Annotated in this window: 11 protein-coding genes and 2 pseudogenes; 7 read left to right on the top strand and 6 right to left on the bottom strand. The window is 64.3% G+C overall.

The window, feature by feature from the left end; all coding sequences use genetic code 11:
• The first annotated feature begins 715 nt into the window (after positions 1-715).
• The 6 genes from ACZ9H4_RS34730 to ACZ9H4_RS34705 all read left to right on the top strand — a co-directional run bounded on the left by ACZ9H4_RS34730 (position 716) and on the right by ACZ9H4_RS34705 (position 6618).
• Positions 716-1195, top strand: a complete 480-nt coding sequence (locus tag ACZ9H4_RS34730; RefSeq protein WP_408328493.1) for a hypothetical protein — start codon at positions 716-718, stop codon at positions 1193-1195.
• Positions 1196-1237: 42 nt separating this feature from the next.
• Positions 1238-2455 (top strand): cytochrome P450, encoded by a 1218-nt coding sequence (locus tag ACZ9H4_RS34725; RefSeq protein ID WP_408157077.1) that lies wholly within the window; start codon positions 1238-1240, stop codon positions 2453-2455.
• Between the two features lie 97 nt (positions 2456-2552).
• Complete coding sequence (locus ACZ9H4_RS34720; protein WP_408148612.1) at positions 2553-3983, top strand: helix-turn-helix transcriptional regulator; 1431 nt, start codon at positions 2553-2555, stop codon at positions 3981-3983.
• 156 nt (positions 3984-4139) lie between these two features.
• Positions 4140-4766 carry a GNAT family N-acetyltransferase gene (locus ACZ9H4_RS34715; RefSeq protein WP_408148610.1) on the top strand — a complete coding sequence of 209 codons (627 nt, stop codon included), beginning with the start codon at positions 4140-4142 and terminating at the stop codon, positions 4764-4766.
• Positions 4767-4876: 110 nt separating this feature from the next.
• Positions 4877-6178, top strand: coding sequence for a hypothetical protein (locus ACZ9H4_RS34710; RefSeq protein ID WP_476122649.1), 1302 nt, complete (start codon positions 4877-4879; stop codon positions 6176-6178).
• A 74-nt stretch (positions 6179-6252) separates the two neighbouring features.
• Positions 6253-6618: a 6-pyruvoyl trahydropterin synthase family protein gene (locus ACZ9H4_RS34705; RefSeq protein ID WP_408148606.1), complete on the top strand. Its 366-nt coding sequence runs from the start codon at positions 6253-6255 to the stop codon at positions 6616-6618.
• Positions 6619-6661: 43 nt separating this feature from the next.
• Here ACZ9H4_RS34705 and ACZ9H4_RS34700 read toward each other — a convergent pair.
• The 4 genes and pseudogenes from ACZ9H4_RS34700 to ACZ9H4_RS34685 all read right to left on the bottom strand — a co-directional run bounded on the left by ACZ9H4_RS34700 (position 6662) and on the right by ACZ9H4_RS34685 (position 12741).
• Positions 6662-7476: pseudogene (locus tag ACZ9H4_RS34700) on the bottom strand (SMP-30/gluconolactonase/LRE family protein).
• Positions 7477-7513: 37 nt separating this feature from the next.
• Positions 7514-8453, bottom strand: a pseudogene (locus tag ACZ9H4_RS34695) (3-hydroxyacyl-CoA dehydrogenase).
• 15 nt (positions 8454-8468) lie between these two features.
• On the bottom strand, positions 8469-10520 hold the full coding sequence (locus tag ACZ9H4_RS34690; RefSeq protein WP_408148604.1) for an ABC transporter permease: 2052 nt from the start codon (positions 10518-10520) through the stop codon (positions 8469-8471).
• A 10-nt stretch (positions 10521-10530) separates the two neighbouring features.
• The gene (locus ACZ9H4_RS34685; RefSeq protein ID WP_476122678.1) at positions 10531-12741 is read right to left on the bottom strand and encodes a sugar ABC transporter ATP-binding protein; all 2211 of its coding nucleotides are present in this window, start codon (positions 12739-12741) and stop codon (positions 10531-10533) included.
• 52 nt (positions 12742-12793) lie between these two features.
• Here ACZ9H4_RS34685 and ACZ9H4_RS34680 point away from each other — a divergent pair, with 52 nt between their 5' ends.
• Positions 12794-13564 (top strand): alpha/beta hydrolase, encoded by a 771-nt coding sequence (locus tag ACZ9H4_RS34680; RefSeq protein ID WP_408150950.1) that lies wholly within the window; start codon positions 12794-12796, stop codon positions 13562-13564.
• Positions 13565-13945: 381 nt separating this feature from the next.
• Here ACZ9H4_RS34680 and ACZ9H4_RS34675 read toward each other — a convergent pair whose 3' ends face one another.
• Together ACZ9H4_RS34675 and ACZ9H4_RS34670 are read right to left on the bottom strand one after the other, a co-directional pair.
• Entirely contained in the window at positions 13946-14416 is a 471-nt protein-coding gene (locus ACZ9H4_RS34675; RefSeq protein ID WP_408150715.1) for a nuclear transport factor 2 family protein, read from the bottom strand.
• A gap of 92 nt (positions 14417-14508) precedes the next feature.
• Entirely contained in the window at positions 14509-14835 is a 327-nt protein-coding gene (locus tag ACZ9H4_RS34670; RefSeq protein WP_408150713.1) for a nuclear transport factor 2 family protein, read from the bottom strand.
• Positions 14836-14845 lie beyond the last annotated feature (10 nt).

Genomic DNA, 14845 nt, shown 5'->3' with positions numbered 1-14845 from the left:
TGGGCCTCCGTTGGAAGGATGGATACCGGCGAAGCCCATCGCCTCGCGCGGCATGACTCGGCGGGCCACCGTTGCCGCGCCCCGCGTGCATCGCAAGTTAGTGGGCCGCGCACGGCGCGTCCAGCGGCGGCCACCGCCTTGCGACTGCATGCTTCGGATTCGCGCGTATCGCTTCGGCGGTCGTGCGTCAGCACGATTGGCGGGCGCAGCGGGCTTCGCATTCCTTCCGCCTGCTTCGCCTGTCGCCTGGCGCCGAACGGCAGGGGCGCGCTATAAACGCCCTCGTGTAAGTGGCCCTTTCCGATGTAATCGGACCAGCGGGTGCCACACTCTTTCGGAGAGCCAGGAAATGTTTGACGAGACACACGGCGTTTCAGAACAGCGCCATCCAGGCTATGTGGATGGCGACCGGCAGGCGGAGCACGAGACCGGGCAAAACTCGGCCGGCGCCGTATCGCCGAAATCGACGAGACAGGCGAGCCACGCATCGCTAGATGCGTTGTCAGAGTCCGCCAAGGTGCAGCGGGCTCAGGATACCGAGCATGATGTCTCACCCGTCATATCCGCGAGCGGCACGACACCGGCGCGCTGGCGCTCAAGAATGCGCTCGCAGTCGGACGCGTCCACCATCTCTCTGCTCGACCTTGCATCGAACCATGGCATGCCACCGGCGACGTCCCCTTCACTCCGCACGGTCCCGTCGCATATGCAGCCGATGCGGCGTCCCCCGCCATCCATCGCCGGCACGGACAGCGACACGGACGGGCCGCCGAGTCCGTCGCTGTCGCCGACCTCGACCTTCATGGAGCGCCACGAGTATGGCGTCGGGCAGCCGCGTCTCGCGAAGCCGTCCACGCAAACGGGCGAAAGCACATCCCAGGTGGAGCCGCTGGAGAAACCGGCGGCTAAGCAAGCGGAAAAACTCGTTGAGAAACCGGCGGAAAGCGCAGGCGGGAAATCCGGCGGCGAATTCCCTGCGGACATCAAGCGTCCGGACGGGCCGCCGCCGCCGTATGTCGCGAATCCCTATCAGATGCCGCCGCCCGGGCGCGCCGAACGATGGATGCAGACCTTCGGGCAGCTCAATCAGATGGGCGGCATGGCCGCGCAGATCGTTCTAAGCGTGCTGCAGACGGTCATGCAGACGCTTCTCACCGCGGCGAACTATGCGGTCGAGAACTCGAGAAAGCGCTAATCGCGCGTCGCATGACGACCAGATGATCACGACGAGGACTTTATGCTGCTGACCCAACCCCGCACGCTTGCCAGCAAGACACTTCTGGAACTGCTCACCGATCCGGCAGACGACCGCGACGCGCTCTATAGCGGACTTTCTGCAGCCGCTCCGGTCTATCGCGACCCGAGCGGCGCATGGATGGTCAGCACGTACCGCCTGTCGCGTGCGATCCTGAATCATCCAGCGCTCTCGTCTCGCTCCCCGCTCGTCGCAACCGGAGTGCTTGACGACGAGGCGGGCATTCTGGAGATGATGCTGTTTCAGGACGACGCCGATCACCACCGGCTGCGCCACGCCTTTGCGCCACTGTTTTCGAAGACGCGGCTCTCGTCCCTGCGCGATGGGCTGCGCGCGGACCTGGATGCGCTGCTCGCAAGCTTGCCCGATCCGCATCGTTTCGACCTGATGGCGTACATCGCCCAGCGGCTGCCTTCAATGACGATCTGCCGTCTGATCGGCCTCGACGTTGCCCATGCGCCCGAACTCGTCGCGGGCTCGATGTCCGCGATCCGCCTGATCAGCGCCGCCCCGCTGCGGCCGGACGAGCGCCGCGAAGCTATCAGGCGGACCGTGGCTTTCATGCGCGACCTCGAAAGCCACATGCCGGCCGTGCGCGAACTGCTGCGGACCGCTCCAGCCACGCCGGCGGAACGCCCGCCGCAAGATCGCGAACTGACACCGCATCAGCTGCTGGTCAACGTGCTGCTCATGTTCATCGCCGGCTACGGCACGACGATGCTGTCGATCGGCAACACCCTCAGGCACGCGCTCGCGTGCCCCGGCCTATGGCAACGGCTGGCCGGCGAACCCACGCTGGTGCCGGCGGCCATTCGAGAACTCATGCGCCTCGAACCCGCGGTGCATTTGCTGTTCCGTTACGCGCGGCATGCGGTCGAGTTCGACGGGCTAACGCTCGCCCCCGGCGACGCCGTGGCGATCGTCGCGGCCGCGGCCAATCGCGATCCCGCCGAATTCGATATGCCTTCGCAAGTTCGTCCGGAACGCGCGCATAACGGCCTCGTGTTCGGCGCGGGTATGCATGGCTGCATCGGCGTGCCGCTCGCACGCATGCAACTCGAAGTGGTGTTCGATACGCTGCTCGCCCGCATGCCACGGCTCACGCTCGAATCGGCGCGCAATCCGCGCTTGCAGGAAGGCAGTTTCCGCGGCTACAGGACGCTGTGGCTGCGCGACCAGGCGGCGCGTGCCGGAAAGTAACAGAACGTCACAGTTTGCCGACCGCGACGGGACGAGATGCAACGATACGTTCACCAGCAAGACATTTCGTATCCACCCATTTCACGCGGAGCGCACCATGTCCTCAACGATCTACTTTGCCGTCGCCTCGACCCTCGCATCGGCGGAACCGGCCTCGACGTTCTTCACCAAGATGCTGGCCGGCCAGTTCCGCGATGCGCTGGTGGTCGCGGCTGCGCGCGCCGATCGCGCGCAGCCTGGGGCCGCGCCGGACTATGCGAGCCTGCAGGCATACGCGGACGTCCAACTCGTGCTGGGCCGTCATGAAGATGCCGAGGACACTTACCGGCGCGCTCAGAAGTGCATGCGCGGCGAGCACCAGACGATGCGCGCGGCGCTGTCGCGCAACGCGGGCTGGCAAGCGTTGTTCCAGAGCCATCTGGGCACCGCGCTCAAATGCTTCAAGCGAGTAGTAGAAGACGACGACGCGAGCGACGGCCTGCGGCTCGAGAGCCTGGTCGGATCGATCCTCGTGCTGTTTCAACTGGGCCGGCTCGACGGCGTGCGCGCCCTGCTCGTCACACTACGCGAGCGGGCGGCTAACGCGCAGGACTCCCGCTGGCTGCGGCTTGCGCACGTGCTGAGTCGAGACGTGATCGCGCAGTACAAACTGCGTTCGTGTGCACAACTCGCCGACCACATCTACTGGCATTCCGCGACGCTCGAGGCACGCTCGACCGATCTCGACGACGCGTTGACCACCGTGCCCGCCGACCATATCCCGTCGATCGCGGTGCTAACGCGCCATGCCGACTATATGAATCATCTGCAGGCCTTGTCGCGCGGCAGCCAGGCTGCGCTCGCGCAGATCGAGTTGCATTTGCGCTGGAGCCAGGGCGCCGGCCTCGACGACTATCAACGCGAATTGCGTCTGGACGTCACGCTCGCGTCGCTTGCCGGCAAGCTGCCGCACATCGCCGAAACGATGCTGCATGTGTTCGGCGACCGGCCGGCGCACGGCAGCCAGCACTCGCACTGGTACAACGAATTTCTCTATTGCCAGGCGAAAGTGCGCCAGCAACAGGGACGTCTGCACGACTACGCGCAGATTTACGCGCGCTACGCATTGCAGTCGCTGCGCCACGTACGGGCGGACAGCATTTCCGTGCCGGCCGCGCCCGCCGAACGCGTGCAGCCCGCCGCCGACGACATCAGCGCGCGTCTGCCGGGAAAATATCGCCGCGCCTACCGCTATCTCGTCGAGCACCTGGACCGCGCCGATCTGTCGGTTCGCGAGGTCGCGAGCCATATCGGCGTCACGGAGCGCGCGCTGCAAGCCGCCTTCAAGGCGAACCTGGGTTACACACCGAGCCAGTTGATCCGCAACCGTCGAATGGAGCACATCCGCGAGGAGCTGCTATCGGACGAGACGCATGCGGCGAGCGTGTTGCGCGTCGCCAACCGCTGGGGCGTCCAGCATCGCTCGACCTTGCTCAACGGCTACCGGCAGCGGTTCAAGGAAGCGCCGTCGGAAACGCTTGAACGGTGAATAGCTCGGCGGCGGGATGGCGGCATAGCACCGTTGCGGCTCCCACCAGCAACCGATGATGCGGCGGGCGTTGCCGCGAACGAGCAGCACGGCTCTTGCGCTTTCTGCGGAAAAGACCGCTTCGAATGGTCGACACATTCATACGGATAGCGAACCATGTCAGGATTCATCGCACCGCGCATAGTCGAAGCGGGCTCGATCCGGCTACGGCCTTTCGCCCCCGCCGACGCGCAAGCGCTGTTCAGCGTGCTGCTCGGCGATCCCGAGGTGACTGCATGGCTACCGATGCCCACGCATGCCGACATCGACGAAACGCGCGCGTTCATCCGTCGCTGCGAAGCCGGCTGGCAATCCCATACGCGCTACACGTGGGCGCTCGAGGATGCCGCGAGCGGCACGCTGCTCGCCGCGATCGAGTTGCGCCCCGAGCCGCCGCGCGCGGAAATCGGTGTGGTGATCAGCAGGCTGAGCGGCCATCGGCGACGGCGCGCCAGCCTTGCCGCCTTGCTCAAACTGATCGGCTGGCTGCTCTCGCAGCCGCAGTTGTGCCGGATTCACGCGTACTGCGCGCCCGAAGGGCCGGCGGCAAGCACCATGCCGCGCCTCGGCTTCAGGCTCGAAGGGCGCCTGACGAACTGGGAGGGACGCCCGAACCAGGGGCGAATAGCAGCAGACGCACTGCTGTTCTCCATTACCCGGAACCCCGCCGATGCCAACGCGCCGGTCATGCACAGGCTCGCCCTGGCGGACTGCGCTGACGATAAGGAGCGCGGCTTCGCGTGAAGCGACAACGCCTCGCATCGCGAATCCGGCGCCGCGTCGCCCCGGTTATCGTCGATCCGTTGATGACGCTTTTCCACCGCACACTAGACTGGATCGCTTAAACGCACGCCATGGGCCTTCTCGACAACCTCGACGCGATGATGGACTGGCTGGACCGACGCACATACGGCGCCGAGCGCGGCAGTGCCGATTCGTACCAGCAGCGTGACGGGCACGTCTATGGCGCACCGCGATACGGATCCACCTTCCTGCCGCCGGGAAGCCTGAGCCAGCCGCTCGCCGGTCTGATGCCGTTCGGCAGCATGGCGAACGCGCAGGCGTATTCGTTGCCGATATTCGGCGAGGCCGGCCGCTACAACTTGACCGAAGGCCCTGTGCGTTCCATGCTGCCAGACTCCTACTGCAGCGGCGGACTGGCGCCCGCTTATCCGAGATGGAACGTGGCGCCGCCTGCGCCGATGGCTGCCGACGAAAACGAGTCGCGCGAGGCACACGCGCCACGACTGCACCATGACATAGGGGGCCATCATCGCGGCTGGCTCGCGCCCGGCGTAGACCACTCCCATCTCGGGCCGCGCCCGGATGCATCGTTCGTCTCATACCGGCTACGGCCCGTCACCGCGGACGAGGAAGCCGCGCAGTTGAACGAGGCGCTGCGGCGCTGCGTCATGCAGGCCGTTCCGGCGACTGCGACGGCCATGCCGCTCGCACGGCCGGCACAGGCAGCGCTTCCGCACGCGCCGTCATATCACGACTTCGAACGCGAGCGAGTCGATACCTTGTTCGCGTGCATGGACAGTCTCAACCTGGCTCATCTCCCGGATGAGCCATACGAAGCCACGCGCGACTGGTCACTCGAAAGCAGCGAGTTCGCGCATCTCTACGCTTCCGCGGAGGGCCGGCGCATCTATGAGGAAAGCGCCGCCGCGACACGCGCCGCCGGCGTACACCTGCGCGAAGCCATGCAGGCGGCCGGCATGACACCCGTTCCCAACGACGGCAAGGCGCACGACTCGACCAACAACTGCCTGCTGATCTCCCTTTTGCAGCATGCCACGCACGATTACGGCTCGGATCATGCGCAACTGGTCAGTCAGTACCGCGAAATCATGACGGAAGTACGAGATGCGCCGCTGGCCCGCAACGCGCCGATCCCTGCACTCTCGCTGGCGGCCAAGCGGCTGGTTGAGTTGATCAATGCCGATCCGGGCATGTCGCCGAAGCTGCGCGTCGCGTTCGTCAGCGAATTCGATGGCAGGATGCGCGTCGATGAGATCGGCGCGAAAGAGCCGGATGCGCGCACCGTGGTCGTCTGGGACCAGGGTGGACATTTCGAGGCGGTCGTGCCGGCGGAGATCGCGAAGCTCGCGTTCGCGGGCCACAGCGTTGCTTCGCATCAGCCGGTCAGCTGATAGGAGTATTCGTCAGAATGCCTTCAATGACGGATGCGAAGCTACCAGGCCCTTTGTGCAAACAGGACAGTTCCATGAAATATCAACTCAGCCAGAGCTTCTATTTCGACGCGGCGCACACCCTCGAACGGGAGATTCATACGGAGATCAGCCGGCGCATTCATGGACATACTTACCGGGCGTCGGTCACGGTGTCCGGCGCCCCGAACCCGGTCACGAAAATGATCGTGGATCTGGGCACGCTTCAGCAGAAGATCGAGGACGTGCGCGGCCTGCTCGATCACCGGCTGCTCGACGACGTGCCCGACCTCGGCTCGTCCACGCTTGAGAATCTGTGCAGTTTTATTCTGACGAAGCTCAGCGACTCGCTGGAAAACGTGATCCAGGTGTCGGTCGAACGTCCCCACAGCGGAGACAGATGCACGCTTAGTGTCGAGTAGCCGCGAACGCCAACGAAGGCGGAAAGTACGCGCCGGGCCGCAGTCACCCAGCGAAACGCGGCTCCGGCAAACCGCGCACACCCAGCCCCGTCACCGCGAACAATCCGCCCTTGTCGCGCTCTTTCTGCGGAATGCCCCACATCGGGCGGCCCATCGTCGTTACGTAGAGCGTGTCGAGATGCGGGCGCCGAACACAAGCGCGGACCAGACGTAGCCTTCTTCATCGACGGTTGCTCCGTCGAAGGTGCCCGCCATGTCGCGCGCCGAAGCGAACAGTCGGCGGTTGCCGGCAGCGCCGGTTTCGATGTCGTAGTCGTACACGTACATCTCCCTGCTATACGTGTCCGTGAAGTACAGCGTGCGATTGTCGAGGCTCCAGCACGGTCCGTTCGAACAGCTGATGCCCGAGTCCAGTCGTGTCAGCGTGCCGTCGATATCCAGCAGGTACAAACCGCCGCTGCGCGTGGAGCGCTGGCCGCGATCCGCATCGTAGCGGTCGAAATCGTAGGACATCGTGCCCGCGACGAAGCGGCCGCGCCGGTCCACCTTGCCGTCGTTGAAGCGGGTCTCGGGGTCGTCGCTTTCCGGGTCGGCGATGAACTGCACGGTCTGCGCATCAAAGTCGTAGAGATGCAGGCCGTTGGCAAGCGCCACCACCGCGCCGCCCTGCTCCCGCAGCGCCATCGAACCGATATGACGCGGCACGAAAAAGCGCTTTACCTCGCTGCCGTCCGCGCGGCAGCTGTAAATTTCCGCAGCGGTGCTGTCGATCCAGTACAGCCGTTCCTCCTTGACATCCCACAGCGGGCCTTCACCAAGATGATTGTTCGCATCCACGAGCAAGCGTACTTCAGGCATCGTCGTCTCCTTGTTGGCACGTTGTTGGCGCTTCGGTTCACTCCTTGTCCTTCAGCGCGCGCCGATGAGCGAGCAGCGCCATCAGACGCCGATCCCGCCAGCGGCTGCGCTCCTCGATGCGCTCGCGCGGCAGCGGCACGCCGTTCCGCATCGAGCCTTTCCAGCGTGGCAGCGGCCCAGTCAAAAGGCAGGCGCGTTTCGGCGATGCTGCGGTACGTGCCGCCGTAGCGCTGCGCATAGTCGGCCACGCCGCCGGGTGCGTTCAGATCGATCGTCTCGAACGGACCCATGAAGGACCAGCGCATCGCGAGACCGTCACGCATCACCGTGTCCAGATCGGCGGCGCTCGCGTAGCCCTGTTCATAGAGGCTCAGCGCCTCGTCGAGTACCGCGCCTTGCAGGCGGTTAAGCAGAAAACCCGAGATTTCGCGATTCACGGTAACCGGCTTCTGGCCAGCCTGCTCATAGAAAACGCGAGCACGTTCCAGCGTGTCCTGCGACGTCCAGGGCGCCCCGCACAACTCGACGAGCGGCACGAGCGACGGCGGGTTCACCGGATGCGCGACCAGACAGCGCGCGCGGCCTTCCAACGCTTCGGTGAACGTGGATGCCGGCAGACCCAAGGTCGAACTGGCAAGCAGCGCCTCGGGCCTTGTCAGACGGTCTAGCTGCGCAAACAGCGTGCGCTTCACGTCGACGATCTCGGCAATGTTCTCCTGCACGAGATCCGCCTCTGCGACCGCTTCGGCAAGGGTCTCGCATGCGGTAATACGCGCAACGATCGCCTCCACCGGCTCGTCGATCAGATTGAACGACGCCAGGTCCTCCACGCTTTCGCGAATGGCCGGGATGGCGTCTCTCAGCATCTGTTGCGAGGCGTCGTGTATCTTCACTTCGAGGCCGCTGCGCGCGAACACGATCGCCCACGCGCGCCCGATGCGCCCCGACCCGATTACCGCTGTCGTCTTCGTCTGCATTAATGTGTCCCAATGTTATGCGCGCCGGTCGCGCAGCGTGATGACAGCCGCCAGCACGACGAGCCCATTGATGATGTCGCGCACGGCCGGCGGCACGGTCGTGCCCGCGAGCAGCGTGCCGAGAGCGGTCAGCAGCAGCGCGCCGCCGACGACGACCACCGCGATGGACGGCAGCAGATACGGATCGCCCATGCCGAGGAACGCCTGCGAGCTGAAGCCGGCGAGCAGCAAACCGACGAGCGCCGAGCACAATCCCGAGAGGCAGTAGACGGCAATCAGCGTTGTGCCGACACGCACGCCGGAGAGCTTCGCCGCGACCTGGGAATTGCCGACCGCGTACACGCGCCGCCCGAACGGCGTGCGATGCAGCAGCAACAGCGCAAGCGCGAGAAACACCGGCACGCTCCATGCGGCGAACGACAAGGGCCCGAGTCTGCCGTTGGTGAATTCGCTGATCGCGGACGGCGACCAGCCTTGCGGCGAGCCGTTGCAGTAGATCAGCGTGAGACCTTGCAGCAGGCCGTTGGCGGCAAGCGTCACGACGATCGGCGGAAGGCCGAGCATTACGACGCCCACGCCCTTGAATGCGCCGACGATCAAGCCGACGCCGAGCACGGCCGAGACCGCCCACGCCGCCGCCCCGTTCGCCCCGTGCGTGAGGCCGGTGAGAAGAACGCCGGCCAGCGTGATGAGCCAGGGCATCGAAAGGTCCAGTCCGCCGGTCAGAATCACCGCGCCCTGTCCGAGGCCGAGAATCGCGAGGAACAATGTCAGCGTCAGCAGGCTGCTATAGAAGTTCGCGCTGGTCAGCACCGCTGGGCCATACACGAAGCCGGTGATCACCACCACTGCGAAAAACAGCAGGTACGCCGGCACGACATACTTCACCCACTCGCGGTTGCGCTCGATCCAGTCCGCAATCGCGCGGCCCTTCAGCTCCGTGTTGGCGATCGGCTGGAAACCGCTCACTTCGAAGGACACGCGCCGCGCGCGAGCATCGTTCTTCACTCGCGTGCCGGTTCGCAGCGCCTTCAGCCATTGCGCCGCGTGACGCGCGCATTCATGCGCGGCCGACTGTTTGCCGATCGACGAACCGAGTACCGCGAGAATCAGGATCACCGCTTCCGCGATGGTCGTGAAGAACGCCGACACGTTCAGCACGAGCAGGATATTCACGGTGACCATCAGCGTCATGGCGGCGAACACGGTGCCGACGCAGCCGCCGCGCCCGCCGCCGAGCAGCGTTCCGCCGAGCACCACGGCGGTAAACATCGACAGCAGCGGCGGACGGCCGACCAGGGGACCAGCAGAGCCCGTCTGCGCCGACACATACAGACCCGCCGCCGCGTAGAACATGCCTGCGAGCGCGTAGGTCATGATGCGATAGCGCGTGACGGGCATGCCGTTGGCGTACGCGCTGTCCGCATCGCTGCCGAGCGCGTACAGACCGACGCTGAACCGCGTGCGCCGGATAAACGCCCATATAAGCAGCGCGGCGATCAGCACTCCGGCCGACATGGGCAGTTTCTCGGCAATCAGATCGGACGTGAGGAACGCGCCGAACTCGTCGCCGACGCTGCCGCCGGGCTTGTTCTGGATCAGCAGCGTCATACCCTGAACCATGAACATGGTCGCGAGCGTGACCACGATCGATTGCAGGCGGAACCACGCGATCAGCGCGCCATTGATCAAACCAATGCCGCCGCCTGTCGCGAGAATCAGCGCCGCGCCAATCCATTGCTGGAGTGGCGTGCCATGCACGAAGCGCACCGCGAGCACGTTGGCGAGCGACACGACTGCCGACGCGGACAGATCGAAGCCGCCCGACAGCACGACGATGGTCTGTCCGAGCACGGCGAGCGCGAGCGTCGTCGCGCTGGAAGTGACGGAGCCAATGTCGTAGGCGCCCACCGGCGTGGTCGACAGCGCGCCCCACGCAACGAGCATCGCGACGAGCGCGCCGATCGCGATGATCAGTCCGCGATGATGATCGACTCGCGCGGCCCAACCTGCGCCCGCGCCTCTACGCACGATCCCGCTGTCGGAGGACGCAATAGCTATTTTCATGGCCAACCTCTCAGCTGGAAAGCATGTTGCGCATCACGGCTTCTTCCGTGAGCGCATCGCCGGACAATTCTCCGACGTTGCGGCCGCGATACATCACCGACACGCGGTCGCACACATTGACGAGTTCGGGAACATCGGTCGAATAAAACAGCACGGCGTCGACTGCCGCGGCGAACGCGCGCATCAGCACGAAAATCTGATGTTTGGTACCCACGTCGATGCCGCGGGTCGGATCGAACATCAGCCAGACGCGGCTTTGCGTGAGCATCCACTTGGCCATTGCGATCTTTTGCCGGTTGCCGCCCGAAAACGACAGGCACGGCTTGTAGAGTGCGCGAGGATTCACTTCCATCTGCGCGAGCGACCAGGCGATCGCGGCCTGCTCGCGCTTGCGGTCGATCAGCCCAAAGCGCGCATAACGTCCGATCACCGGCAGCGACACGTTTTCTGCCCCGGGCAGACGCAGAAACAGACCTTCGGTCTTGCGGTCTTCACGCAGAAAACTGGTCGACACACCGGACTTCAGCGAATCGGCGGTCGAGGTCAGCGTGACCGGCTTGCCGTCGACGCGGATTTCGCCGTCGTCGATATAGGTCGCGCCGAACAGCGCCTCGAACAGTTCGCGCTGGCCCATATCCTGCAACGCCGCGATGCCGTGCACTTCGCCGGCGACCAGCGTCAGGTCGAAGTCGCTCACCACGCCGTCCACGCGGATGCGGCGCGCCTGCATTGCGGGCGGCCGGATTTGGCCCTGCGCCAGCGCTGGCGGCGCGACCTTTGGCGGATATTTAGCTTCCATGGAGCGGCCGATGACGAGGCGGATCACCTCGTCGTCCGAGATGTCGGGCGTGTCGAACGAGCCGACATCGCGGCCATTGCGATACACAGTGAGGCTGTCGCAGAACTCGCGCACTTCCTGCATGCGGTGCGAGATGAACACGAACGTGACGCCGTTTGCCTTTAACGCGTCGCTCCGGCGCGAGAGCCACGCCACGTCCGCGCCCGACAGCGACGAAGTCGGCTCGTCGAGCAGCAGTACTTGCGGGCCGCGCAAGATCGCCTTCGCAATCTCGATCTTTTGCCTGACCGGCAAGGACAGGTCGCGAACATACGCGCCGGGGCGCACGTCCGGGAGATCGAGCTCTTCGAGCCATTGCGCCGGGATGCGCTGTGCCTCGCGCATTCTGATGCGCCCGAAAAGCCCGGTCGGCTCGTACGACAGGAGCAGGTTCTGCGCGACCGTGAGATCGCGCACCAGCGTCATCTCCTGAAACGCCGTCTGCACGCCGGCGCGATGGGCGTCCTGCGGGCCGCGCATCGTCAGGTCGCGGCCCATCACGCGGATGGTGCCCGCGTCCGGCTGCATCAAACCGGACAGCAGCTTGACGGTGGTGGACTTGCCCGCGCCGTTCTCGCCGAGCAACGCGTGCACGGCACCGCGCTTGACGCGAAACGACGCGCCGTCGAGCCCGACGGTCGCGCCGAAGCGCTTGGTCACGTTCGACAGGTCGATGGCGAGAGATGCGTCGTTCATGACAACGTCCTCAGTCCTGGTTGCCCGTGAGCGCCGCATTGAAGCCGACCTCTCTGGTTTCCTCGGAATAGATGTCCGCGAACCAGCCCGGCGGCACCTTGTCCAGCATGAAGTCCGTGCACCCGCCTTCAGTTCGTCGATGCTGCCGGTCTTGCACAGCTTGAACTGCGGCGTTTCGACGAGCGGCAGCTTGAGCGTGATGCGTTGCGGGAAGTCCTTGCCGTCCAGCTTCTGCACGGCCATCTTGAGCGCCATGGCGCCGGAATAGGGCGGTGCGCCGTAGGAAATCGAACGGTAGCCGATCGAGCGATAGGCGCCCTGGCCTTTCACCTCGCCAGGCGGCAGCTTCTGCACGCGGTGACCGTTCGACGATTCACCCGCGCAGGGCTTGATCTTGTCGTCGGCGACGCCGTGCGACTCGCGCAGCGCGAGCAGCAATTCCATGATATGCGCCTGCACCGAGACGTCGAGACCGGAGACGATTTCATCGGCGACGAGCAGCCGCGGCACGTCGCACAGCGCGCGTGCAATGTTCACACGCTGCCGCTGCCCGCCCGACAACTGCGACGGGAAGCGCTGCGTTCCCAGGTTCGCCCGATCATCTCGCGTATCGTTAAGGCATCCAAAACATTCGTACCGGCTTTCGCATGACCCGTACTCTAACGGGTCATCAGCGGCAGCCTGCAAGCTGAACCATTGCAACCAATTGTCCAATCATCGTTGACTTCTGGAGTCGAAAATGAAAACCATCCACAACATTCGCCGTTTTGCCGCAGCCTTGACCATTGGCGCCAGCGCATTCGCCACGCAGTTCGCCGAAGCCGCACCTGTCAAGAACATCGTCCTGGTTCACGGCTATTTCGCCGACGGCTCGGGCTGGCAAGCCGTGTCAAAGATCCTCACGCGGGACGGCTATAAAGTCACGGTGGTTCAGGAGCCGGAGACGTCGTTCAAGGAAGACGTCGCCGCGACTACGCGTATCGTCGATGCGCAGAACGGCCCGACAATCCTCGTCGGCCATAGTTACGGCGGAGCGGTGATTACCGAGGCGGGCAACAATGCGCGCGTGACGGGCCTCGTCTACATCGCCGCGTTCGAACCGGACGTTGGAGAAAACCTCAAGGACCTGACGACGAAAATGCCGGCCGCGACAAAAGCCATCAAAGCAACCAACGATGACCACCTCTACTTCGACGCAGAGCACTTCAGAGCCGACTTCGCTGCTGATGTACCCGCTGCGGAGGCCGCATTCATGGCGAGTTCGCAGGTCATGCCGGCGCATGAGTCGTTCACCGCGCCGGTGAGCCAGCCGGCCTGGAAAACGAAGCCGAGCTGGGCCGTCGTGGCGACTCAGGACCGAACCGTGAATCCCGATCTCGAACGTTGGATGGCGAGCCGCGCGAAGAGCTCGCTCGTGGAGGTTCCGTCGAGCCATGTCGCCTATCTGTCGCATCCGGCAGAAGTCGCCCGGGTGATCGAGCGGGCGGCCACTGCAACGGGCAGCCGCTGAGCGGATCGGGCCGGCTACTGGTGCGTAGGTACGCTGGACGAGCCGCGTGCCAGGACGCAGCGGCTGACCGACGACCGCTTCTCTTCTATCAAGAGACGCCGGCCGTCGGGCGTCGAATGGCAGATAGGAGTCGGGTCCGAACGTTAGAGCCGAAGTCGCCGGAGATGCGTGCGCGTCGCGAGCGATCTTCGGCAACCGGCCAGGAAGAGTCAATCGCCAAGCCTGCGCGGACGCCCGCTGCCTGGCGCAATTCGGTCATTGGGTGATAAACAGGCATAACCGCAAGGCCTACTATGTGCTCCGGATGGAGTGACCGAGTGCGCAGCGTCGTGGCGACGCTAACTCGATCACGCCGCAGTTCAGTCTCCAGCCAAACACACTCTACACAACAGAAAGAACCGCAGGATCTCCAGAGCGCCAGACGTTGTCGATCGTGCTCCGCGTGATGACCCAGACATCGCCCTTTCTTGCCAGTTCGACATCGTAGCGGTTCTTCATCAGATAGTGACGAGTATGATCGCCCCGTGGTACATGCTGGGCTTCTACAAGTGCATCGAGGCGGGCCGTGTCCCCGGCGATGGTGACCCGCGGGTTTGTGACGGAGTGCGTCGTATCCAGAGTCGCGAGAGATACCGTGAGGGCCTCGACGATAACGTCTCTGCCCTCGATGACCGGATAGTCGAACCCGGCTTTAGCAGCGGCCTGGCGAAAGTCCGATACGGCGTTTTCTGCGAGTGAGGAGGATAGAAGGTTCCTATCGCGAAGGTCAATACCCGCGGCGAACCGGTAGAGGGCATCGACAACCGCAAGCTTGTCTGCGGCTTCGTTGGTGAGTGATGTTGACATGGTCATAAGTGTTGTCCTTCCTATTCCAGAAGTTTGCGAAGTGAAGCCATCGCGGCATCAGCGCCCAGGCAAGCAGCAATGGCTGTATTCCGTGATCGCTATTCGAGATTCGCGTCGATTCGCTCGATAAGACCATCGGTGTTGCGCTTGATCTTGAGAGTCCCGATCTCGTGGCCAAAGTCGCCTGTGAAATCCACGCGAACGACGGCAGTGAAGTCGTCCAGTTGCTCCAGGGACAGAAGCTTGCTGGCGGTTTTGTAGCCAACGAAAAATTGCCTGAGGTAGAGGCGAATACCTTCGGCACCAACAAAGGCATCGCCAACGGAAACGTCGTCGATAACTGCATCGGCTGTGAAAAGGGTCACCACGCCCTCGACGTCGAAGGAATTGGGGGTCTGGATAAATGTAGCAATGAGTTTCTCCATGGCCTGCTCC

The sequence above is a fragment of the Paraburkholderia sp. TE9906 genome, from assembly GCF_056279605.1.
The sequence above is the reverse complement of the archived record's forward strand: the minus strand, read 5'-3'. Positions and strand labels throughout refer to the sequence as shown.